The organism is Streptomyces sp. VRA16 Mangrove soil (assembly GCF_017377775.1).
Lineage (GTDB): Bacteria > Actinomycetota > Actinomycetes > Streptomycetales > Streptomycetaceae > Streptomyces.
Genome location: NZ_JAFVLN010000001.1, coordinates 721154 through 740012, shown reverse-complemented (window position 1 = coordinate 740012; position 18859 = coordinate 721154). Strand labels below are relative to the sequence as shown.

General features: G+C 72.0%; 22 protein-coding genes. 14 read left to right on the top strand and 8 right to left on the bottom strand.

Annotation, left to right across the window (positions count from 1 at the left end; genetic code table 11):
- Positions 1–69: 69 nt before the first annotated feature.
- The gene (locus J3486_RS03215; protein WP_207818360.1) at positions 70–2619 is read right to left on the bottom strand and encodes a discoidin domain-containing protein; all 2550 of its coding nucleotides are present in this window, start codon (positions 2617–2619) and stop codon (positions 70–72) included.
- Positions 2620–3139: 520 nt separating this feature from the next.
- Here J3486_RS03215 and gvpO point away from each other — a divergent pair.
- The 11 genes from gvpO (at position 3140) to J3486_RS03160 (ending at position 9621) form a co-directional block, all read left to right on the top strand.
- The gene (gvpO, locus tag J3486_RS03210) at positions 3140–3544 is read left to right on the top strand and encodes a gas vesicle protein GvpO (protein ID WP_207818359.1); all 405 of its coding nucleotides are present in this window, start codon (positions 3140–3142) and stop codon (positions 3542–3544) included.
- 120 nt (positions 3545–3664) lie between these two features.
- On the top strand, positions 3665–4090 hold the full coding sequence (locus J3486_RS03205; protein ID WP_207818358.1) for a gas vesicle structural protein GvpA: 426 nt from the start codon (positions 3665–3667) through the stop codon (positions 4088–4090).
- A complete protein-coding gene (locus tag J3486_RS03200) occupies positions 4090–4833 on the top strand; it encodes a GvpL/GvpF family gas vesicle protein (RefSeq protein ID WP_207818357.1) in 744 nt (247 codons plus the stop codon). The genes J3486_RS03205 and J3486_RS03200 overlap by 1 nt, the downstream gene beginning before the upstream one ends.
- Positions 4834–4840: 7 nt before the next feature.
- Positions 4841–5086 (top strand): gas vesicle protein GvpG, encoded by a 246-nt coding sequence (locus tag J3486_RS03195; protein WP_207818356.1) that lies wholly within the window; start codon positions 4841–4843, stop codon positions 5084–5086.
- A gap of 63 nt (positions 5087–5149) precedes the next feature.
- Positions 5150–5740: a DNA primase gene (locus J3486_RS03190; protein ID WP_207818355.1), complete on the top strand. Its 591-nt coding sequence runs from the start codon at positions 5150–5152 to the stop codon at positions 5738–5740.
- Positions 5733–6962: an SRPBCC family protein gene (locus J3486_RS03185; RefSeq protein ID WP_207818354.1), complete on the top strand. Its 1230-nt coding sequence runs from the start codon at positions 5733–5735 to the stop codon at positions 6960–6962. The genes J3486_RS03190 and J3486_RS03185 overlap by 8 nt, the downstream gene beginning before the upstream one ends.
- The gene (locus J3486_RS03180; RefSeq protein WP_207818353.1) at positions 6962–7324 is read left to right on the top strand and encodes a gas vesicle protein; all 363 of its coding nucleotides are present in this window, start codon (positions 6962–6964) and stop codon (positions 7322–7324) included. Before J3486_RS03185 ends, J3486_RS03180 begins: the two co-directional genes overlap by 1 nt.
- Positions 7317–8162, top strand: coding sequence for a GvpL/GvpF family gas vesicle protein (locus J3486_RS03175; RefSeq protein WP_207818352.1), 846 nt, complete (start codon positions 7317–7319; stop codon positions 8160–8162). Before J3486_RS03180 ends, J3486_RS03175 begins: the two co-directional genes overlap by 8 nt.
- Entirely contained in the window at positions 8159–8347 is a 189-nt protein-coding gene (locus tag J3486_RS03170) for a gas vesicle protein (RefSeq protein ID WP_207818351.1), read from the top strand. Before J3486_RS03175 ends, J3486_RS03170 begins: the two co-directional genes overlap by 4 nt.
- Positions 8344–8739, top strand: coding sequence for a gas vesicle protein K (locus J3486_RS03165; protein ID WP_307804666.1), 396 nt, complete (start codon positions 8344–8346; stop codon positions 8737–8739). The genes J3486_RS03170 and J3486_RS03165 overlap by 4 nt, the downstream gene beginning before the upstream one ends.
- A 303-nt stretch (positions 8740–9042) precedes the next feature.
- On the top strand, positions 9043–9621 hold the full coding sequence (locus J3486_RS03160) for a hypothetical protein (protein WP_207818350.1): 579 nt from the start codon (positions 9043–9045) through the stop codon (positions 9619–9621).
- A 19-nt stretch (positions 9622–9640) separates the two neighbouring features.
- Here the strand turns inward: J3486_RS03160 and J3486_RS03155 are convergent, their stop codons facing one another.
- Positions 9641–9784 carry a hypothetical protein gene (locus tag J3486_RS03155; RefSeq protein WP_207818349.1) on the bottom strand — a complete coding sequence of 48 codons (144 nt, stop codon included), beginning with the start codon at positions 9782–9784 and terminating at the stop codon, positions 9641–9643.
- A gap of 128 nt (positions 9785–9912) precedes the next feature.
- Here J3486_RS03155 and J3486_RS03150 point away from each other — a divergent pair, with 128 nt between their 5' ends.
- Entirely contained in the window at positions 9913–10092 is a 180-nt protein-coding gene (locus J3486_RS03150) for a hypothetical protein (protein ID WP_207818348.1), read from the top strand.
- Between the two features lie 406 nt (positions 10093–10498).
- On the opposite strand, the gene J3486_RS03145 is transcribed toward J3486_RS03150, so the two are convergent.
- From J3486_RS03145 to J3486_RS03135, 3 genes are all read right to left on the bottom strand, one after another.
- Positions 10499–11011 (bottom strand): STAS domain-containing protein, encoded by a 513-nt coding sequence (locus tag J3486_RS03145; RefSeq protein WP_207818347.1) that lies wholly within the window; start codon positions 11009–11011, stop codon positions 10499–10501.
- 339 nt (positions 11012–11350) lie between these two features.
- A complete protein-coding gene (gap, locus tag J3486_RS03140) occupies positions 11351–12373 on the bottom strand; it encodes a type I glyceraldehyde-3-phosphate dehydrogenase (RefSeq protein WP_207818346.1) in 1023 nt (340 codons plus the stop codon).
- Between the two features lie 117 nt (positions 12374–12490).
- On the bottom strand, positions 12491–13051 hold the full coding sequence (locus tag J3486_RS03135; protein ID WP_207818345.1) for a TetR/AcrR family transcriptional regulator: 561 nt from the start codon (positions 13049–13051) through the stop codon (positions 12491–12493).
- A gap of 115 nt (positions 13052–13166) precedes the next feature.
- On the opposite strand from J3486_RS03135, the gene J3486_RS03130 reads away from it, so the two are divergent.
- Together J3486_RS03130 and J3486_RS03125 are read left to right on the top strand one after the other, a co-directional pair.
- Complete coding sequence (locus tag J3486_RS03130; protein WP_207818344.1) at positions 13167–14423, top strand: MFS transporter; 1257 nt, start codon at positions 13167–13169, stop codon at positions 14421–14423.
- 175 nt (positions 14424–14598) lie between these two features.
- Entirely contained in the window at positions 14599–16380 is a 1782-nt protein-coding gene (locus J3486_RS03125) for a glycoside hydrolase family 3 protein (RefSeq protein WP_207818343.1), read from the top strand.
- Here the strand turns inward: J3486_RS03125 and J3486_RS03120 are convergent.
- The 3 genes from J3486_RS03120 to J3486_RS03110 form a co-directional block, all read right to left on the bottom strand.
- Positions 16377–17345 (bottom strand): zinc-binding alcohol dehydrogenase family protein, encoded by a 969-nt coding sequence (locus J3486_RS03120; RefSeq protein ID WP_207818342.1) that lies wholly within the window; start codon positions 17343–17345, stop codon positions 16377–16379. The genes J3486_RS03125 and J3486_RS03120 overlap by 4 nt on opposite strands.
- A 100-nt stretch (positions 17346–17445) precedes the next feature.
- Positions 17446–18111 carry a universal stress protein gene (locus J3486_RS43840; protein WP_229377368.1) on the bottom strand — a complete coding sequence of 222 codons (666 nt, stop codon included), beginning with the start codon at positions 18109–18111 and terminating at the stop codon, positions 17446–17448.
- Positions 18112–18228: 117 nt separating this feature from the next.
- Positions 18229–18747: a flavodoxin domain-containing protein gene (locus tag J3486_RS03110; protein ID WP_229377365.1), complete on the bottom strand. Its 519-nt coding sequence runs from the start codon at positions 18745–18747 to the stop codon at positions 18229–18231.
- Between the last annotated feature and the right edge of the window lie 112 nt (positions 18748–18859).

The following is an 18859-nucleotide window of genomic DNA, read 5'->3' as shown; positions in this document are numbered from 1 at the left end:
CCGCGCCCCGCGGTGTGCGGTGCGCGGCCTGCGGCACGGTGTCGGTGCGTCAGGGAGCGGGGACCGGGATCACGGGAAGGAAGTGATCTTGGACGGCACGGTGTCGGTGCCCGAGGTCGGGGCTCCGGTGTCGTTCACGACGTGCGCGTACTGGCCCTTCCCGCCGAGCGAGATGACCTGGATGTCGTGCAGCTTCACACCCGACTTCACCGGGACCTGGAAGCCGTGCTGCTGCACGATGCTCGGGTCGGCGGTGAAATTGCAGTAGCTGCCCAGGCCCCACGCCTCGTGTGTCGTCACGCTGTCGGCGACCTTGTAGGCCGCGTACCCGACGATGCCGTCGTGTGTGATCGCGGCCGCGCTCGGAGCGTCGTACGCCTTCTCGTTCTGGAAGAAGATCGTGCGTCCGCGCTCGCCGTTCCACAGCACGTCGTACTTGTTGAAGTGCTCCACGAACAGGCCCGTGGCGAGGACGTCGTCGCCGTTGACGACGAGCCCGTAGTCGGCGCGGTTGGTCTCCCAGCCGACGCCGTCGCCGTGGTCGGCGCGCCAGATCCAGGTGTGGTCGACGATGACGTCGTCGCTGTTGACGATCACCGAGTTGGTGGCGAGGCCGGGGCCCGCGCCGCCGATCCGGATGAACACGTCCTGCATGGTGGTCGGGTTCGCGGCGTGGTCGGCGCTCGCGCCGGAGCCGCCGATCTGCAGCAGGGTGTCGGACTTCTTCGAGCCGGCGTCGATGAGGAAACCGGCCAGCCGGACACCGTCGACATCGGCGACGTGCATCGCGTCCACACCGTTGTCGGGCACGATCGTGGCCAGGCCGAGACCGAGGACCACGGTGTTGGCGCGGTCGACGTCGAGGGTCCGGTCGAGGTGGTAGACGCCCGGGGTGAACAGCAGGTTCAGTCCCTGGGACAGCGCCTGGTTGATGGTGGCCGCGGTCGCGCCGGGCTTCACGACGTAGAACTGGCTCAGCGGGAGCGAGGTCCCCGCGTTGGCCGGCCAGGACACGCCGCGCGCGTTGGTGCGCTTGGCCGGGACGAACACCTTGTAGTCGTTGCCGTCCAGGTAGAGGAACGGCTTCTCGCGGGAGACGGGAGTGTTGTCGAGGGTGGTGTACGGGCCGGTGTCGAAGTTGGTCGCCGGGGCGCCCTGCACACCGGAGAACGTCATGTTCCACACGCCGTTGGTCCAGCCACCCACCGAGCTGTCACGGGTGTACCACTGCTGCTGGGAGTACGGGCCGACCGTGCCGTCGATCTTGGAGTCGGCGATGTAGCCGCCCGAGGCCCAGCCGTAGCCGTTCGGCGCGAGGTTGAGCCCGCCGGTCACGTGGATGCGGCGGAACGGTGCGGCCTGGGCGACGGCCCACCGGTCGGTGCCGTTCACCGGGTTGAGGGCGAGGTTCTCGGCGGAGCGCCAGAAGTTCTGCGTGGCGTTGCCGTTGAACCAGCCCGCGTCGACCGTGATGTCACCGTTGATCTTCGTGTCGTCCGGGTTGATGCCGAGCCCGGAGATCGAGGTGTAGAAGCCGAGCTGGGCGTTGATGTTGTTGTACGTGCCCGGCTTCAGCAGGAACTGATAGCGCTGCGAGCCGAACTGGTTCGACTCCTGCTGCGCGAAGACCTGGTCGAACTTGGCCTGGAGGTTCGCGGTGTTCGGGTCGACGACGATGACGTTCGGGCCGAGGTCGCCGCCGCCCTCGACGGGCGGGGTGGTGCTCCCGGTGCCGGTGTGCACCGCGACCTCCCACAGCGAGTAGCCGTAGCCGGTGGCGCGCGTCGTGCCGTAGACGCGCAGGTAGCGGCCGGATCCGCTGACGTCGTAGGAGGCCTTGCCGCCGGTGGCTCCGGTCACGTCCTTCAGTGTCGTCCAGGTCTGGCCGTCCGTGGATGCCTGGATCTTGAAGGCCTTGGCATACGCGGCCTCCCAGTCGAGGTCCACCTTGCACAGGCTCTGCGTGGAGCCGAGGTCCACCTGGATCCACTGCGGATCGGCGGCGGCGCTGGACCATCGCGTGGCGCCGTCACCGTCGAACGCGGCGGAGGCGGGGGTGCCGCCGTTCTCCGTGGAGGAAGCCGTCGCGGTGTGCCCCTGGGCGGCGTTCGCGGTCGAGCAGTCGCCGGCCGGCGGGGTGGTGCCGGCGGTGCCGTACACCTGGAACTCCCAGAGGGAGTAGCCGTACTGGGTGGCGCGGGTGACCCCGAGCATGCGGACGTACCGGCCCTGCCCGGAGACGTCGAGGGTGTCGGTGCCGCCGTCGGAGCCGGTGACCGACTTGAGGTCGTTCCAGGTGCTTCCGTCGTCGGAGACCTGGATCTTGTAGTCCTTCGCGTAGGCGGCCTCCCAGTCGAGGACGACCTTGCTGAGCGTCGCGGACGCGCCGAGGTCGACCTGGAGCCACTGGGAGTCGGTGGCGGCGGACGACCAGCGGGTGCCGGTGTCGCCGTCGACGGCGTACGCCGCCGGGGTGCCGCCGTTCTCCGTAGAGGAGGCGGTGGCGGTGTGGCCCTGGGACAGCGGGGTGTCGGCGGCCGCCGCCGAGGAGGCCTGGGCGGGGATGGTCAGCAGCGCCGCCGCCGTGGCGAGCGCGATCCCCAAGGATCTGTGTCTCATGCGTGTCACTCCGTGCGGGGTGAGGGTGGGACGGCCGTGGCCGCCTTCACCGGGTGAGCGCACGTCTGGGACGACGGGCGCAGTGGAGCGCACTCCTGCCGCGTCCGGAAGTTTCAACGGCCAGAGGAAACCGCTTAGTTCGAGCTTTGATTTAAGGGTCGAGGCAAGTGGACGGCAAGACCTCGGAAGCGTCTTCTTTTCATGACTCGAACGGACCGATCATCGATTCCGTCGTCCCGGAGGCCGCCGCACGCCCCTCACCTGCTTGAACGTCATCTCGGTCGCGCCACCTCGCGCAGCCGTGCCGTCAGAAATTGGACACACGGGTCGCACTGATCCGCCGGGCCTGGGACACGGGCGATCCACCGGCGCGCCGCACCGGTCGGCCGGCACCGGTCCGGGCCTCGTGACGGCCGTCCGTGGCGGACGGACGACACGCTTCGCAATTCGATGCGGCCGACTCAGGTTTGCGGACGGATTCACGGGCACCGGAGGCGAGAGGCCCCCATGGAAGGTTCCCATGAACGCCACAGATTCCGGGCGCCCGAGCAAGGCACCGGGTGCCAAGACGAGTACCGCCCAGGACCGCGAGACGACGGACCGAAACCGCACGAGTGACGAAGGACGGGAGAGCGCCGCTTCCCGGCCTCGTCGCCCGAAGCGACTGCGACCCGCCGAGGCGATCCGTCAGGGCCGCGAACAGCTGATGGAGCTCACCGGCAAGGAAGTGGACTCCGTGTCGTCCTTCAGCGCCACCGACGACGGTGGCTGGCAGCTCGACGTGGAGGTCCTAGAACTGTCCCGGATCCCCGACACCATGAGCCTGCTGGCGAGTTACGCGGTGACGCTCGACAGCGACGGCGTCCTCACCGACTACCGCAGGGTCAGGCGTTACGAGCGCGGCCGCTCCGACGACCGCAGCTGAACGTCTCCCCTTGACGATCCGCCGGCCCGGGAGCCGCCCGCACCGGGCGGCTCCCCCGACGAGCGGCCGGCTCAGGACAACCGGACACGTCAGACGAAAGAGACGAAAGGACGGATTCCCATGACAGTGGCCACGACGCAAGGCGGAGGAAGCGGCGGAGGCACCAGTGGCCTCTACGACGTTCTGGAGCTGGTCCTCGACCGGGGCCTCGTGATCGACGCGTTCGTCCGCGTCTCCCTGGTCGGCATCGAGATCCTCAAGATCGACGTACGTGTCGTCGTCGCGAGCGTGGACACCTATCTGCGCTTCGCCGAGGCGTGCAACCGGCTCGACCTGGAGACCGGCAGCAAGAAGCCGTCGGGCCTGACGGACATCACCGGCAACGCGATGGAGTCCGGCGCCCGGGGCAAGACCAAGGGCGCCCTGTCCGGCGCGGCCGAGACCATATCGGACGCCTTCAACCAGGCCCGCGACGAGGCCGAAGAGAGCCAGTCCCGCTCCCGCACCCGCCGCACCTCGACGAGCCGCAAGAAGGAGGACTCGTGATGAGCACGTACGTCTACGGAATCGCCGCGGCCGACCACCCCGCCCTGCCCGACGGCATGGAGGGCGTCGGCAAGCCCGCGCTGCCCGTGCGGACGGTGACGGCGGGCGGCCTGGCCGCGATCGTCAGCGACGCCCCCGAGAACCTGCGGCCCAAGCGCCGCGACCTCCTCGCCCATCAGAACGTCCTGTCCGAGGCGGGTGGCGGCGGCACGGTGCTCCCGATGCGCTTCGGCAGCGTCGCCGACGACGACCGGGCGGTCGCGACCGCGCTCGAACAGCGTGCCGAGCACTACACCGAGCGGCTGCGGGCCCTCCACGACAGCGTCGAGTACAACGTGAAGGTCCAGCACGACGAGGAGGCCGTGCTGCATGTCGTGATGGCCGAGCACCCCGACGTCCGTGAACTCGCGCAGCGCAACCGCGCGGCGGGAGGCGGCAGCCACGAGGACAGGCTGCGGCTGGGCGAGGCGGTCGCGACGGCCGTGCAGCAGCGTGAGGCGCGGGACGCCGAGGAGGTACGGGCCGCTCTGGAGCCGCACGCCCAGGACGTCAGTCCAGGACCCGAGAGTTCCGGCTGGATCACCAACCTGTCCTTCCTGGTGCACCGCGGCTCGTCGGAGCATCTGCTCCAGGCGGTCGAGGAGGCCCGCAAGGCGTCGCCGCATCTCGTCTTCAGCGTGAACGGGCCGCTGCCGCCGTACAGCTTCGTGGAGCCCGCCCCGGCGGCCCGGGCCGGCGGATGAGGCCGCCATGGGGCTGCTGAGCGAGATCCTCCTGCTTCCGCTCGCTCCGGTCCGGGGCTCGTTGTGGGTCCTCGACCAGGTGGTCGCGGACGCCGAGCGGCAGTACTACGACCCGTCGGCGATCCAGGCACAACTCCGCTTCCTGGAAAAGCAGTTGGAGGCGGGCGAGATCGACGAGGAGACGTTCGACCGGGCCGAGGACGAGCTCCTCGACCGGTTGGAGGCCAGTCGCTTCAGACAGACAGAGACGTGACCACGGGGCCTCGCGCGGCGCGCGCGAGGCCCGGGCACGACACACGAGAACGGGCAACGCATCATGAATCGAGCAGCACTCGGCCTGGCCGTAGGGGCCGGGTACCTCCTGGGCCGGACCAAGAAGATGAAACTCGCCTTCGCGGTCGGCACGATGGTGGCCGGCAAGAAGCTGCAGCTGTCCCCCTCCGCGGCGCTCGACCTGGTCCGCACCCGGCTCGCCGACCATCCGCAGTTCAAGGAGTTGGGCGGGCAGCTGCGCCAGGACTTGCGCGGCGTCGGCAAGGCTGCCACCGGGGCGATCCTCGAACGGCAGATGGAGAGCCTGGCCGACCGCCTTCAGGCCGGCACGGCCGGTGTGCGGGACCGTCTCGACGGCGTCACGCCGAACTCCGGCGACGCCAAGGAAACAGCCGAGACAGCCGAAACAGTCGAGGCAGCCAGGACAGCCGACACGGCGGAGAAGACCTCCGGCGGCAAGGACTCCGCGCGTCCGGCCGCGCGGAGGCGGGCGCCCGCGAAGAAGACGGCCCCTCGGTCGGGCGAGCGCGGGGCGGCGCCGCGCAAACGGACCCAGGGCGTGGCGAAGAAGACGCCGGGCAGCACCCGGCGGGCCCCGAGCGGCGACGCGAAGGGAGAGCGCGGCGATGGCTGAGACACCTGCGGTCAACCCGTTGAAGGAACTGGCCGGAAGTGAGGCGGCCGACCGGCTGAAGGCCGAGGCTCAGGACTATCTGGTCGCTCAGGCCACCCGTCTGCTCACCGGCGTCGGCCGCGGTCTCGGCCGGACCACGGCCAGGCTGAACGACATCGCCGAGGGCAACAGCCCGGGTTTCGCCCGGCCGGCCCTGGACGGCGCTCGCACGCCGGCCGCGGGCAAGGGGCCCGTGCGCACGGCCGTCGAGGTCGGTGCGGGCCGTCTCAAGGAGAACCTGGTCAGCGGCGTCAAGGGATGGCTCGGACCGGGCGGCAAGGACGGCAAGGGCAGGTCCAGGGCGGGCGGCGGTCAGAAGCCGACGGTGATCCTGGAGAGCATCGACGTCGGGGTCGATGTCCGGACCGCCTACGACCAGTGGACCCAGTACCAGGAGTTCTCCACGTTCGCCCGGGGCGTCAAGAACGCCGGCCGCGCGGACGACGTGACGTCCGACTGGCAGATGAAGATCTTCTGGTCGACCCGCAGTTACAAGGCGCACACCACCGAGCAGGTTCCCGACCAGCGGATCTGCTGGACGTCCGAGGGCGCCAAGGGCACCACGAAGGGCGTCGTCACCTTCCACGCACTGGGCGAGCGCCTGACCCGGGTGCTGCTGATCATCGAGTACTACCCCGAGGGCCTCTTCGAGCGGACCGGCAACATCTGGCGGGCGCAGGGCCGCCGCGCCCGCCTCGACCTCAAGCACTACGCCCGCTTCATCTCGCTCAGGGGTGAGGCGAGCGACGGCTGGCGGGGCGAGATACGCGACGGAGAGGTCGTCCGCTCGCACGAGGACGCCGTGGCCGAGGAGGAGGACTCGGAACGGGCCGACTTCGCCGAGGAGGAACCCGAGGAATACGCCGATGAGTACGACGAGGAGTACGCGGCCGAGGGGGAACCCGACGAGTACGACGACGCATCCGAGGACGCGTACCTCGACGAGGACGCACCGGCGGACGAGCCTGACGACGACGAGGACGGGTACGCGGGCGAATACGAGGAAGCGGACGAGGACGAGTACGACGACGAGTACGACGACGGCGAGGAGCCCGCATACGACGGCGAGGAGCCGGCGTACGAGGACGAGGAGCCCGCGTACGACGCCGAGGACGACGATGCGGACGAGGTCGCCGACGACGAGCGCGGGCACCGGGCCGGCGCGGGAGCACGGAGCCGCTGATGGGACCTGCAAGCACTTTCCCCGATTCCCCGCTCGGCGGGGGGAACTCGGGAGCCAACCTCGCCGACATCCTGGAGCGTGTCCTCGACAAGGGCATCGTGATCGCCGGCGACATCAAGATCAACCTGCTGGACATCGAGCTCCTCACGATCAAGCTGCGTCTTGTCGTGGCCTCGGTCGACAAGGCGCGGGAGATGGGGATCGACTGGTGGGAGCACGACCCGGCGCTCTCGTCGGGCGCCCGCAGCAAGCAACTCGCCCGGGAGAACGCGCAGTTGCGGGAGCGACTCGCCGCCCTGGAGGCCGGAAGCGCGCCCGAGGCCCTCGACACGGCCGACGAGAAGGAGACCCGCCATGACTGAACTGCGGTACGTGTACGCCGTCTGCGGCTCCCTCGACGCCCCGCTGCCCGCGCAGCTGACGGGCGTCGCGGGAGCCGTCCCCCGACTGGTCCGGCACGCCGGACTGACGGCGGTCGTGAGCCATGTGCCACCGGACCAATTCTCCGAGAGCGCGTTGCGCCGGAACCTGGAGAACCTCGACTGGCTGTCCGACACCGCGCGCGCCCATCAGACCGTGATCGCCGCTCTGGCCTCCGTCACGAGTCCCCTGCCGATGCGGCTGGCCACGGTGTTCCACGACGACAGCGGCGTACGCACGATGCTGGAGACGCAGGCCGACGGTTTCCGGGCCACTCTGTCCCGGCTGGACGGGCGCGTCGAGTGGGGGGTGAAGGTCTACGTCGAAGCGGAACCGGAGGAGACGCGGGAGGCGCGCGGCGGGGCGCCGCGGGAACGGCCCTCGGCGAACGCGGCGGCGGCCGGGTCGGGCCGCGACTATCTCCGGCGCAGGCGGGCCGAGCGGGCCGGGCGGGACGAGGTCTGGCGCCGGGCGGAGGGGTTCGCGCAGGACCTGCACGACCGCCTGACGCGGCGCGCGGAGGAGGCCCGTCTGCATCCGCCGCAGAACTCGGAGCTGTCCGGGGCGAGCGGCCGCAACGTCCTGAACGCCGCCTACCTGGTGGACCGCTCGGCCTCCGAGGAGTTCGTGGAGCGGGTCGACGCGGTCAAGGACGGACAGCCGGGGCTGCGGGTGGAGCTGACGGGGCCCTGGGCCGCGTACTCCTTCTGCGCGCCACCCGAGGAACGCTCCGGGCCGTCGGCTCCTCCCGCCCCCGCGCCGGAGGGCGAGCCGTCATGACCGTCGTGGAACGCCGCGAGATCGCCCTCGTGGACCTGCTGGACCGGTTGCTCGCGGGGGGTGTCGTCCTCACCGGGGACATCACCCTGCGCATCGCGGACGTGGACCTCGTCCGGATCGATCTGAACGCTCTGATCAGTTCGGTCAACGAGAACGTTCCCTCGCCCTGGGAGGACCTGCTGTGAGCACGTACGACGCCCGCGAGCGCCGGGACGACACGGCACCGGCCCACACGGCTCACTCCGACGAGACGGCCGACCCGACCGGCACGCCGTGCGCGACCTGCGGTGCCCCCGCCTCGGGACGGCGCGGGCGGATCCAGATCGAGCCCGACACCGTGGAACGCGATCTGATGAAACTCGTCCTCACCATCGTGGAGTTGCTGCGCCAGCTGATGGAGCGCCAGGCCCTGCGCCGGTTCGACACGGGCGACCTGACGGAGGAGCAGGAGGAACGCGTCGGCCTCACGCTGATGCTGCTGGAGGACCGGATGGCCGAACTGCGCGACCGCTACGACCTGGCCCCCGAGGACCTCAACATCGATCTCGGTCCGCTGGGTCCGCTGCTGCCGCGTTGAGCGCTCGGCCGAGGCGTCGACCCTCAAGGTCAAGTAGACCCTCAGAGTGAAATCGCACGAAAAGTCCGCGCAGCACCACCCTGACCCGGTGTCCCAGATGGAACATCATGCGTCATGTACGAAGATCACAACGCGGCCCCGTGTCGCGGCACCGCTCCGTTGCCGCGCGCCGCGGCACTCGCGATGGCGACGGCCGCAGCCCTTGCCTGCGCTGTCGGAACCGCGCTCGCGGCGGCCCCGCCGACTCCCCCGTCGTCCGCCGCCTCCCAAGGGGCCTCGGCCCGGCCGAGCGGCCCTGGCGACATGACGTCCCGGCCCATTTCCGGCAGGACGGAACCGCTCGGCGCTGACGGACACCGCTCGGCCGACGGCAGCACGGCCAGGTCCGCAACGAGCCAACAGGGACCGATCGGCTCCGCGGATCCAGGACGCGAGGGGGACGAGCACGGGACGACCGGCTACGCCGACCCCGGACACGAGGAGTCGACCTACGGCGACACCGGATACGGCGGCTCTGGCTACGAGGACTCCGGCTACGGGGGGCCCGGTTACGAGGACTCCGGCTACGGCGAGCGCGGATACGGGGAGGAGGAGTCACCTTCTCCCACCCCGTCGATGACGTCCTCCGTCGGACCACCCGTCGTGCGCACCCCGCCGGCCTCACCCCCGGCGACGCCGCCCTCCACCAGCCCTTCCGCCAGCCCCTCCACCTCGCCTTCTCCTTCTCCCACGCGCCGCCCCGTCGCATCGCCCTCCCCGCGCCCGGGGCAGCTGGCCCATACGGGTCCTCAGGACAGCGCCCTCGTGGTCGCGGCCTTCGCCGCCGCCCTCGTGCTGACCGGCGGCGCCTGCTGCGCGATCACCCGCAGAAAACGTCCGTAGGTTCCTCGGCGCACACCGTTCAGCGGCGGCGCAGGCGACTGAGCCAGGCACGGGCCTGAGCCCGCTTGCGGGGATCCGCCGCCGTCCGGCGTGCCGTCGCGATGGTGCGCCGGCCCTGCGGGGTACGGCTGTACTGCTTGATGCGGTCGAGAATGCCGGGCATCACGCCTCCATGGTGTCGTCGGACGGGGGCCGCGGCGCCCCCTTCACGGTCCGGCTACCCGGGATGCTCTACAGAACGCGAAAGCGGGCACACGGGCGTCAACACGAGGCCGATCAAAGGGAGTCACCATGTTCGCCATAGCCGCAGCCGTGCTGTTCTTCCTCGCTTTTCTCATCAACGCCGCGACGATCTCGACCAATGACGTCTTCTCCTCCGTGAACGTCATGCTGCTCGGGCTCACCGCGTTGGCCCTTCATGTGGCGGGAGCGGGCGGCTGGGCGCGCGGCCGGTCGACGCGCCGCCGCTGAACCGGTCGGCCGCCGCGGATGCCGGGAGCCGGGCTCGTGTCCGCACATGCTCGTGGCATGCGCGTGCGCCGACGACCATGGCCAAGAAGGCATCTTGAGCGCAAACCGACATATGACCTAGCGTGTGGGGCGCGGCGCAGAGGGTGTCCCTGCGCTCGCTGGCCCTCGGTCCCCGGGCCGTGACGACCTCAGGCGCCGGAGCCGCATCGCCGACAGACACGGCTCCGGCTCTCCGCCCGCAGGCGACCGGCAGGTGCGATTCCCGCACGCACCTGGGGCGCCGAGGCGGAGTCTGCGGGGCAGCGCGCAATGGAGGAGCCGCGCCGCCTCGCCTCGGCCCTCGCTGATGTTCCGGCCGGATTCCCGGCGGGGGCCGCTGTCGGCAGTGTGCACCACAATTTACGGTTCATACATGTTCCTGCCGAAGCGTTGAAGGCTTTGCGCCATCGTCGCCACGGTCCTTGTCACCGCGGCGCGGGGACCGGCCCGGCGAGGAGTTCGCCCTGGTGTCCCCTGCCCTCAGCCGGATCAGACGGTACCGCCACGGCCTCCGTCGGTCCCCGTCCCCCGGATCGCCCGGGAACGCCTCCCGGGTGCCGATGACGGTGAACGCTTCGGCCAGCCCTGTCAGCCTCAACAGCCTGCGGAACTGCGGCTTGTCACTCACCAGCGTCAGCCGCCCGTCACCCTGCTGGACGCGGACACGTACGGCACAGAGCATCGACAGGCCCCGGCAGTCGATGAAGGACACCTGGCTCAGATCGAGCACCAGGTCGGTGCTGCCTCTCCCCATCAGGGAAAGCAGGCGCTCCGACATCTGCTCGACGGCGAGGATGTCCAGTTCACCCCAGAGTTCGATCACGCGCCGGCCCCGGGTCCCCCGGACACGGCAGCCGAACGCGGCGACGTTTTCGGCCATGCCTCCCCCTCCCGGTGCCTGGGCGGGCGGCAGCGAGACACGAAGGATGCCGTGACGTCCGGGACGTGACAGGAGTAGTGATAGGGCGGTGCGGGCGTTCACTCCCAGCAGGCGCGGGCGCCCGCGCAGATGTGGCGACCACCAGGGTCAGGGGCGGCGCTGACGTGCCAGGGGAATACCCCGCACCTTCCTGGCCCAATCAACCCCCCACTGTCAGAAGGAAGTTGTCCGAAATCTCACGTCCGAAGGACGCGCACGGACCGTGACGGGGCCGGGACCCGAGCCCGGCCGTCGCTCTCACGGGTGGACGGTCCGCGCCCGGGGAACTCACCGCCGCCGTCAGGACAGCCGTGTCGCCACGAACTCCGTGAGGTCGAGCAGGCGGTGGGTGTAGCCCCACTCGTTGTCGTACCAGCCGAAGACCTTGACCAGTTGTCCGTTGGCCTGGGTGAGCGGGGCGTCCAGGACGCACGAGGCCGGGTCGCCCACGACGTCGCGGGAGACGATCGGCGCGTCGGACACCCGCAGGACACCTTTCAGGGAGCCCTCGGCGGCCGCGCGGTAGGCGTCGTTGATCTGGTCCGCGGTCGCGGGCTCGTCCAGCACGACCGTCAGATCGGTCAGCGATCCGTCCTCCACCGGCACCCGCACGGCGAGCCCGTCGAGGGTGCCCGCCAGTTCCGGCAGCACCATGCCGACGGCGCGCGCCGCCCCGGTGCTGGTCGGGATGATGTTCACGGCGGCCGTGCGGCCACGGCGCGGGTCCTTGTGCGGTCCGTCGAGCACGACCTGGTCGTTCGTGTAGCCGTGGATCGTGGTCATCAGCCCCTTGCTGACGCCGAACCGCTCGTCGAGCACCTTCACCATCGGGGCCACGCAGTTGGTGGTGCACGACGCGTTCGAGACGACGTGGTGCCGGTCCGGGTCGTACGTGTGCTCGTTGACGCCCATGACGAGGGTGGCGTCGACCCCCTTGCCCGGGACGGAGAGCAGGACTTTGCGCGGCCCGGACTTCAGGTGCGCCCCGGCCTCCTCGCGGGTGCGGAACCGGCCGGTCGACTCGATGACGACGTCCACGCCGTACGTGTCCCAGGCGAGCGCCGCCGGATCGCGCTCCGCCGTCACGGCGATGCGGTGCCCGTCGACGCTCAGTGAGGTGTCGTCGTACGTCACGGTCCTGTGCAGCCTGCCGTACGTGGAGTCGTACTCCAGCAGGTGCGCCAGGGCCGCGGGTGAGGTGATGTCGTTGACGGCGACGATCTCGACCGGTGTCCCGGCCGCGCTCTCGGCGCGCTCCAGTACGCAGCGCAGGTAGTTGCGTCCGATGCGGCCGAAGCCGTTGATGCCCACACGCACGCTCATGTCGTGCCTCCCGGTCGACGGTTCCACGATGCGGTCCCAGCTTCCCGGCCCGGCGACGGCGCGGGCATGGGTCGGGCGGCGCCCGCGTGGGGGTCGTTCGGCCCCACCCGGGGCCCGTCACCGCGCGCCGCGGGTGGCGACGGCGTGCACGATGGCGGCCACGCCGACGCGGTCCGTGGGCCGGTCGTCGACGGAGTTGTGGATGGAGAACCCCTCCACCAGGGCGTCGAGCGCACGGGCCGTCAGCGGGTCGAAGTGGCGGGCCAGCGACCGCCGGCTGGCCCGCATCCAGGAGCGCATCACCGCGCGCAGTTCGGGGTGGCGGGCGGCGAACGCGTACAGCTCGTAGCTGAGCAGCAGATTGCGGTCGGTGCCCCAGACCTTGCCGCAGATGATCTCGACGACGGCGGCCTCGGCCTCCTCGGGGGTGCGGGCCGCCTCCAGCAGGGCCCCGTACCGCGAGGAGACGGACTCGGCGAGCCGGGTGAAGGCGGCGGTCAGCAGGTGCTGCATGTCGTCGAAGTAGTAGGTGAGGGAGCCGAGCGGGACGCCCGCGGCCGCCGCGATCTTGCGGAAGGTCACCTTGATGGCGCCGTGTTCGGCGATGACGTCGAGGGCCGCGTCGAGGATGCGCTCGCGCCGGTGCGGGTCGTTGGGCCCGCGGGAACTGCCGGTCATCGCTGTCGTCCGCCTCTTCTCTCACCCGTGCTCAAGTGTGTACGTTTGTACATACATGGTGCCGGTCCTGTCGTCCGCCCGGCATTCTTCCGCAGCCGCATGGAGTTCCTTCGTGATGGACCGCGCCGTACGCCGACGCCGTCAGGCCCTGTTCCTGTTCTTCTTTTTGCCGGGCATCGCCGTGTCGTCCTGGGTCACGCGGACCCCGGACGTCCGCGATCTGCTGGGCGTCTCCACCGGGGAGATGGGGCTGATCCTGTTCGGCCTGTCCGTCGGTTCCATGGGGGGCATCCTCTGCTCGGGCCGTCTCGTGTCCCGGTTCGGCACGCGGCCGGTGATCGCGCTGGGCACCAGCCTGATCGTGGCGAGCATGCTCGTCGTCGGGGCCGGCAGCGCTGTGCCGTCCGCGCCGATGGTCGCCGCCGGCCTGTGCGTGTTCGGGGCGGGGATGGGCGCGGGCGAGGTCGCGGTCAATGTCGACGGGGCCGATGTGGAGCGCCTCACCGGCACGGCCGTCCCGCCCACGCTGCACGGGTGCTTCAGCCTCGGCACGGTGATCGGCGGGCTGGCCGGCATGGCCGCGACGGCCGCCGGGCTGCCGGTCGTGCAGCACCTGGTCGCGGTCGCCGTCATCGCCACCGCGATCCTGTTCCACGCCCTGCGGGCCGTCCCGTCCGGCATCGGGCTCAAGCACGGCTCCGCCGGGGCGCAGGCCGCGGCGCCTTCCGAGCGTCAGGTGTGGCGGGACCGCAGGCTGCTGCTGATCGGCGGCATCGTCCTGGCCATGGCGCTGGCCGAGGGGGCGGCCAACGACTGGCTGCCGCTGCTCATGGTGGACGGGCACGGTGTGGACGCCGCGCTGGGCTCGCTGGTGTTCGTGGGGTTCGCCGCCTCGATGACCCTGGGCCGGTTCTGCGGCACGTACTTCCTCAACCGGTTCGGCCGGACGGCCGTCGTGCAGGCCAGCGCCGTCTCCGGCGCCCTCGGTCTGGTCCTCGTCATCTTCTCGGACAACGCCGTGGTGGCCGCGGCGGCCGTGCTGTTCTGGGGGCTCGGCGCCTCGCTGGGCTTCCCCGTCGCCCTGTCCGCGGCGGGCGACTCGGGGCCCGATCAGACGGCGCGCGTGAGCCTGGTCGCCACGATCGGGTACGTCGCCTTCCTGGTCGGCCCGCCGGCCCTCGGCTTTCTGGGCGACCATTACGGGCTGCGCTCCGCGATGCTGGTGGTCCTGGTGTTCGTCGTGGCCGCCATCGGTATCGCGCCCGCCGCCGGGAAGCGCAACTCCGAGGTGGCCCGCGGCGGTTCACCCGAGGCCCCCGCGCAGCGGGCACCGGCGGCCGACGCGTCCGAGGTGGCCGACGAACGACCGTGACGCCGGGCGGACCGAACGGCGCCGCGCTTCCCCCTCAGGCGGCATTCGGCGCGTGTTCCGCCCGCCGGTCCGCCGCGACGCGGGACGGGCTCAGTACAGTGCGGCGCATTCGTCCCCGTACGGCCCACTTGTCCGAAGGAGCAGTCCCATCGCGACACAGCCCTCAGGTTCCCGGATGACGTCCCGCAGGCGGGCCCTGGCCGGTATGGCCGGGGCCGCGTGGGCCTTGAGCACCGCCCGTCCGTCCGCCGCCGGTTCGGTCGCGGAGACCGCGCGCGCCCTGGCCGGCCGCATGACGGTCGAGCAGAAGGTCGGCCAGCTCTTCCTGATCGAGGTGGCGGGCCGGGACGCCCACGACGTCGACGAGGCCGCCGCCGCGCTCAACCGGCAGCGCTACGGCGTGGCCACCCCTGCCGAGGTGGTGCGCACCTTCGCGCCCGGCGGCGTGATCTACTTCTCCGCCCGCGGCGACGACAACCTCGGCAGCCCGGCCCAGCTCGCCCGTCTCTCCCAGGGCTTGCAGGAGGCGTCCACCGCCGTCGCCGGTGTCCCGCTGATCATCTCGGTGGACCAGGAGGGCGGCGTGGTCTCCCGGATGCCCACCCCTCCGGCCACCCCGCAGCCGGGCAACATGGCGCTGGGCGCCACCTGGTCGACGGCCCAAGCCCGGCGCGCGTACGAGATCACCGCCGCCGAGCTGTCGGCCTGCGGCATCACCGCCGACCACGCTCCCGTGGCCGACGTGAACGTGAACCCGGCCAATCCCGTGATCGGCATCCGCTCGTTCGGCTCCGAACCGCGGGCCGTGGCGGCGTTCGTCCGCGCCGCGGTCCAGGGGCTGCACCGGGGCGGCGTGGCCGCCACCGCCAAGCACTTCCCCGGGCACGGCGACACGGACACCGACAGCCACCTCGGGCTGCCGCGGATCACGCACAGCAGGGCGCAGCTCGACGCGATCGACCTTCCGCCGTTCCGCGCCGCGATCGCCGCGGGCGTCGACATGATCATGACGGCGCACATCAGCGTTCCCGCGCTCGATCCGACGCTCGCGCCGTCGACCATGTCCCGCACGATCGTCACGGGCCTGCTGCGCGAGGAGCTGGGGTTCGACGGTCTGATCGTCACCGACGCGCTCGACATGCGGGGCGCCAGCGCGGTCTACCCGCCGGACAAGGCCGCCGTGACCGCGCTCGCCGCGGGCGTCGACATGCTCGTCCTCTCCCCCGATCTGCCCCGGGCCCACGCCGCCGTGCTCAGCGCCGTACGCTCCGGGCGGATCTCCGCCGCCCGCCTCGACGCGTCGGTGATCCGCATCCTGAGCCACAAGATCCGCCGCGGTCTCGGCCACGGCGCGAGCGACCCGGCCAGGGCCGAACGCGTCGTCGGGCGCACGGCGTTCCTGGCCGCCGCCGACGCGATCACGGGCCGCGGCACCACTCTCGTGAAGAACGACGACGACGTGCTCCCCCTCTGCCCCGGCACCCGCTCCGTCCTCGTCACCGGCTCGGACGACGCCGCGGTGCGCTCGCTCGCCGCGGCGTTCGGCGAGCGCGGCCACCGTGCGACGCCGCTGGCGACGGGCGCCGCACCGGACCGGACGGTGACGGAGGAGGCGGTGCGGGCCGCGGCGTCCGCGGATCTGGTGGTCGTCGCGAGCGGCCTGGCCCCGGCCGACGGGGCACAGGGCGGGACCGCTCATGTCGCCCTGGTCCGGGCCCTGTTGGCGTCGGGCCGTCCGGTGGTGGTGATCGGAGTGCGCAACCCGTACGACATCAACCGCTTCCCCGAGGCCCCCCTCTACCTCGCCACGTACGGCTCCGGCCCGCGCCAGCTCGACCACGCCGTCCAGGTCGTCCTCGGCGAACACGCACCGCACGGACGGCTTCCCGTGGCGGTCCCGGCGGCCGGCGATCCGGCCGAGGTGCTGTATCCGGTCGGGCACGGGCTGCGGTTCTAGGGAGAGTCCGCCATGTCGAGGGCGACGGCGCCGACCACCGCTCCGGTCCGCAGGCGTTCCACGGTCTCGGCGAGGTCCGCCATGCCGTGCCGCTCGTACGGCAACGACAGCGCGCCGGACATCAGGTCGGGCAGCAGCCGCAGCACCTCGGGGGTGGCCTGCGGGCCGCGGCGCAGCATGTTCACGGGCAGGAGGGCGACATCCGCGAGGCAGAAGTCGGCCAGGTCCACGGTGAGTTCGCGGCCCGCCGTGTAGCCGAGGAGCGCGGCCCTGCCGCCGGACCGGACCAGGGTGAGCGCGTCGCGCAGGACCCGTCCGCCGACGGTGTCGATCAGTACGTCGACGGGGGCGCCCCCGCGCGCTTCGTCCAGGTCGGCGGCGAGCACGGACCGCGCGACCGCGGGTACGTGCTCCAGCTTGGCCGGGCGGCCGACCACGCCGATCACCTCCGCGCCGGCCCGCGCCGCGAGCTGCACGGCGACGGCGCCGACGGCCCCGGCGGCGCCGGTCACCAACACCCGCTCCCCCGGCCGCACTTGGGCGATCGGGTGGACCGAGGCCCAGGCCGTGCCGACGGGGGTGAAGCAGATGCAGGCGAGGACCGGGTCGATTCCCTCGGGCACGGGCTCGACCGCCGCGTCCGGTACGAGCGCGTGCTCCGCCCAGGCTCCGTCGCGGCTCAGGCCGATCCCCTCGCCGCGCAGCCGGACCAGGGCGCCCTCGGGGTGCGGGTCCGAGGCGAGGACGAAGCCGCTGCCCTGCACGCCGGGGACGAACGGCAGCGCGGGCAGAATGCCGAACTCGCCGTCGACGACGTTCAGATCGAGGTGGCCGAGGCTCGCCGCCGCCATCCGTACGAGGGTGTGGCCGGGGCGTGGCGCGGGCGCGGCCCGCTCCACGAGCCGCGGCAGGGTGCCGAACTCCTCCAGGACCAGGGCCCGCGATGCCGTCGTCGATCCGCTCATGTGCGTCCGCTCTCCGATCTTCCCCCGGTGCCGGCACCCCCGCGGCTACACCCTGGCCCCGCCCGCGCCGGCGGCCCTGGGGCCCCCTTGCGTCCCTGCTTCACCACGGTACGACGACGAGCGCGCCGCAGGACCGCGCCACCAGGGCCCGCAGGGACCGGTCGAGATGAGGTCCACCGGGACTGACGACGAGGAGCTGGGACCGCGGCACCGCCCACGCGAGCGCCTCGTCGGCGGTGAAGCGGACGACGTCCGGCACGACCCGCACGTCCGGGTACCGTGCGCGCCAGGGACGCAACGCGTCGGACAGGGCCTGGACCTCCTGGTCCTCCCACCGCGCCCGGTCCGCCTCCGGTACGGGGAACGGCCGTTCCCGTGCCGCGTCTCCGGGCGGGCTCCACGCGTGCACGGCGCGCAGGCGGGCTCCGAGCAGCCGGGCCCGCTCGAAGGCGAAGCCGAGGGCGCCGTGCGCGGGCCGACGGGCGTCCAGGAGGAGCGCGATCTCCCGTTCGAGGACCGTGGCCGGTGTGTGCGGGACGAGGACCACGGGGCAGACCGCGTGCCGGGCCACGGGCCGGGCGGCCGGGTCGTCCGCCCCGAGGACCAACAGGCGGGCGTGCCGGGCCAGTCGGCACAGCGCGCCGGCGTCGCGCTCGCCGGTCATCATCAGCCGGCCACCGGTTCGTGCCGTTTCGAGCGCCGCCCACTGCCCCGCGGCCCGCCCGCGCACGCCGCCGTCCGTGACGGCGACGATCGTCCCCCGCATACGGTTCCTTTCCCCGTTCCGGTCCGGTGCCCGGTCGTGGGCCCCAGCGTCGTCGGGCGGGCACCGGTGGCACGAGGGCCGTTCGGCCCTGTGCCGCCGCCGAAGGGACCGCTCCGTTCAGGCCGTGGTGCGTTCGGTGACGACCTCGTGCGCGATGGTCTCGGCCCAGGCGTCGATGCGGCCGACGTCGCGGAAGTCGCCGCCCCGGCCGGAGTTGAAGGCGGCGCGGGCCGGCCACCCCTTGGGGTGCGCGCCGAGGCAGCCGCCGAAGGTGACGTGGCCGCGGGCCCCGATCCGGGTGGCCGTGCGGCGCACGAACGGCACCGGCGGGATGTCGTGCTCGGCCGCCGACGTGTCCAGGGGGCCGCTGCTGAACAGCCACACGGGCCGGTGCCGCAGCGTCCAGCGGGCGCGGGCCGCAAGACGGCGGGCATCGCCGTGCCAGTGGCTGGAGCAGAGGGCGCCGCCGATGATCACGGCGTCGTAGCGGGTGATGTCGTCGACGTCGGCGGCAGGGCGGACGTCGGCCTCGCATCCGTGGGCGCGCAGGTCGTCACCGAGGCGGGACGCGATGGCGGCCGTCGCCCCGTTCCTGCTGCCGTACGCGACGAGGACCAGTGGCCTGATGGGGATCATGACGCGGCCTCCTTCCTCCGGCCGGGCTCCGCCCCTCTCCAGCGTCCGGCGCCCCGCGCCCCGTCCCCAGGGTCGCGCCGGGCATCCCGGTGGGCCGTTCGGCCCCAACTGC

Coding starts and splice junctions, on each gene's coding strand:
- J3486_RS03215 (WP_207818360.1), bottom strand. CDS start 2,619: ATGAGACACAGATCCTTGGGGATCGCGCTCGCCACGGCGGCGGCGCTG.
- gvpO (WP_207818359.1), top strand. CDS start 3,140: ATGAACGCCACAGATTCCGGGCGCCCGAGCAAGGCACCGGGTGCCAAG.
- J3486_RS03205 (WP_207818358.1), top strand. CDS start 3,665: ATGACAGTGGCCACGACGCAAGGCGGAGGAAGCGGCGGAGGCACCAGT.
- J3486_RS03200 (WP_207818357.1), top strand. CDS start 4,090: ATGAGCACGTACGTCTACGGAATCGCCGCGGCCGACCACCCCGCCCTG.
- J3486_RS03195 (WP_207818356.1), top strand. CDS start 4,841: ATGGGGCTGCTGAGCGAGATCCTCCTGCTTCCGCTCGCTCCGGTCCGG.
- J3486_RS03190 (WP_207818355.1), top strand. CDS start 5,150: ATGAATCGAGCAGCACTCGGCCTGGCCGTAGGGGCCGGGTACCTCCTG.
- J3486_RS03185 (WP_207818354.1), top strand. CDS start 5,733: ATGGCTGAGACACCTGCGGTCAACCCGTTGAAGGAACTGGCCGGAAGT.
- J3486_RS03180 (WP_207818353.1), top strand. CDS start 6,962: ATGGGACCTGCAAGCACTTTCCCCGATTCCCCGCTCGGCGGGGGGAAC.
- J3486_RS03175 (WP_207818352.1), top strand. CDS start 7,317: ATGACTGAACTGCGGTACGTGTACGCCGTCTGCGGCTCCCTCGACGCC.
- J3486_RS03170 (WP_207818351.1), top strand. CDS start 8,159: ATGACCGTCGTGGAACGCCGCGAGATCGCCCTCGTGGACCTGCTGGAC.
- J3486_RS03160 (WP_207818350.1), top strand. CDS start 9,043: ATGACGTCCCGGCCCATTTCCGGCAGGACGGAACCGCTCGGCGCTGAC.
- J3486_RS03155 (WP_207818349.1), bottom strand. CDS start 9,784: ATGCCCGGCATTCTCGACCGCATCAAGCAGTACAGCCGTACCCCGCAG.
- J3486_RS03150 (WP_207818348.1), top strand. CDS start 9,913: ATGTTCGCCATAGCCGCAGCCGTGCTGTTCTTCCTCGCTTTTCTCATC.
- J3486_RS03145 (WP_207818347.1), bottom strand. CDS start 11,011: ATGGCCGAAAACGTCGCCGCGTTCGGCTGCCGTGTCCGGGGGACCCGG.
- gap (WP_207818346.1), bottom strand. CDS start 12,373: ATGAGCGTGCGTGTGGGCATCAACGGCTTCGGCCGCATCGGACGCAAC.
- J3486_RS03135 (WP_207818345.1), bottom strand. CDS start 13,051: ATGACCGGCAGTTCCCGCGGGCCCAACGACCCGCACCGGCGCGAGCGC.
- J3486_RS03130 (WP_207818344.1), top strand. CDS start 13,167: ATGGACCGCGCCGTACGCCGACGCCGTCAGGCCCTGTTCCTGTTCTTC.
- J3486_RS03125 (WP_207818343.1), top strand. CDS start 14,599: ATGACGTCCCGCAGGCGGGCCCTGGCCGGTATGGCCGGGGCCGCGTGG.
- J3486_RS03120 (WP_207818342.1), bottom strand. CDS start 17,345: ATGAGCGGATCGACGACGGCATCGCGGGCCCTGGTCCTGGAGGAGTTC.
- J3486_RS43840 (WP_229377368.1), bottom strand. CDS start 18,111: ATGCGGGGGACGATCGTCGCCGTCACGGACGGCGGCGTGCGCGGGCGG.
- J3486_RS03110 (WP_229377365.1), bottom strand. CDS start 18,747: ATGATCCCCATCAGGCCACTGGTCCTCGTCGCGTACGGCAGCAGGAAC.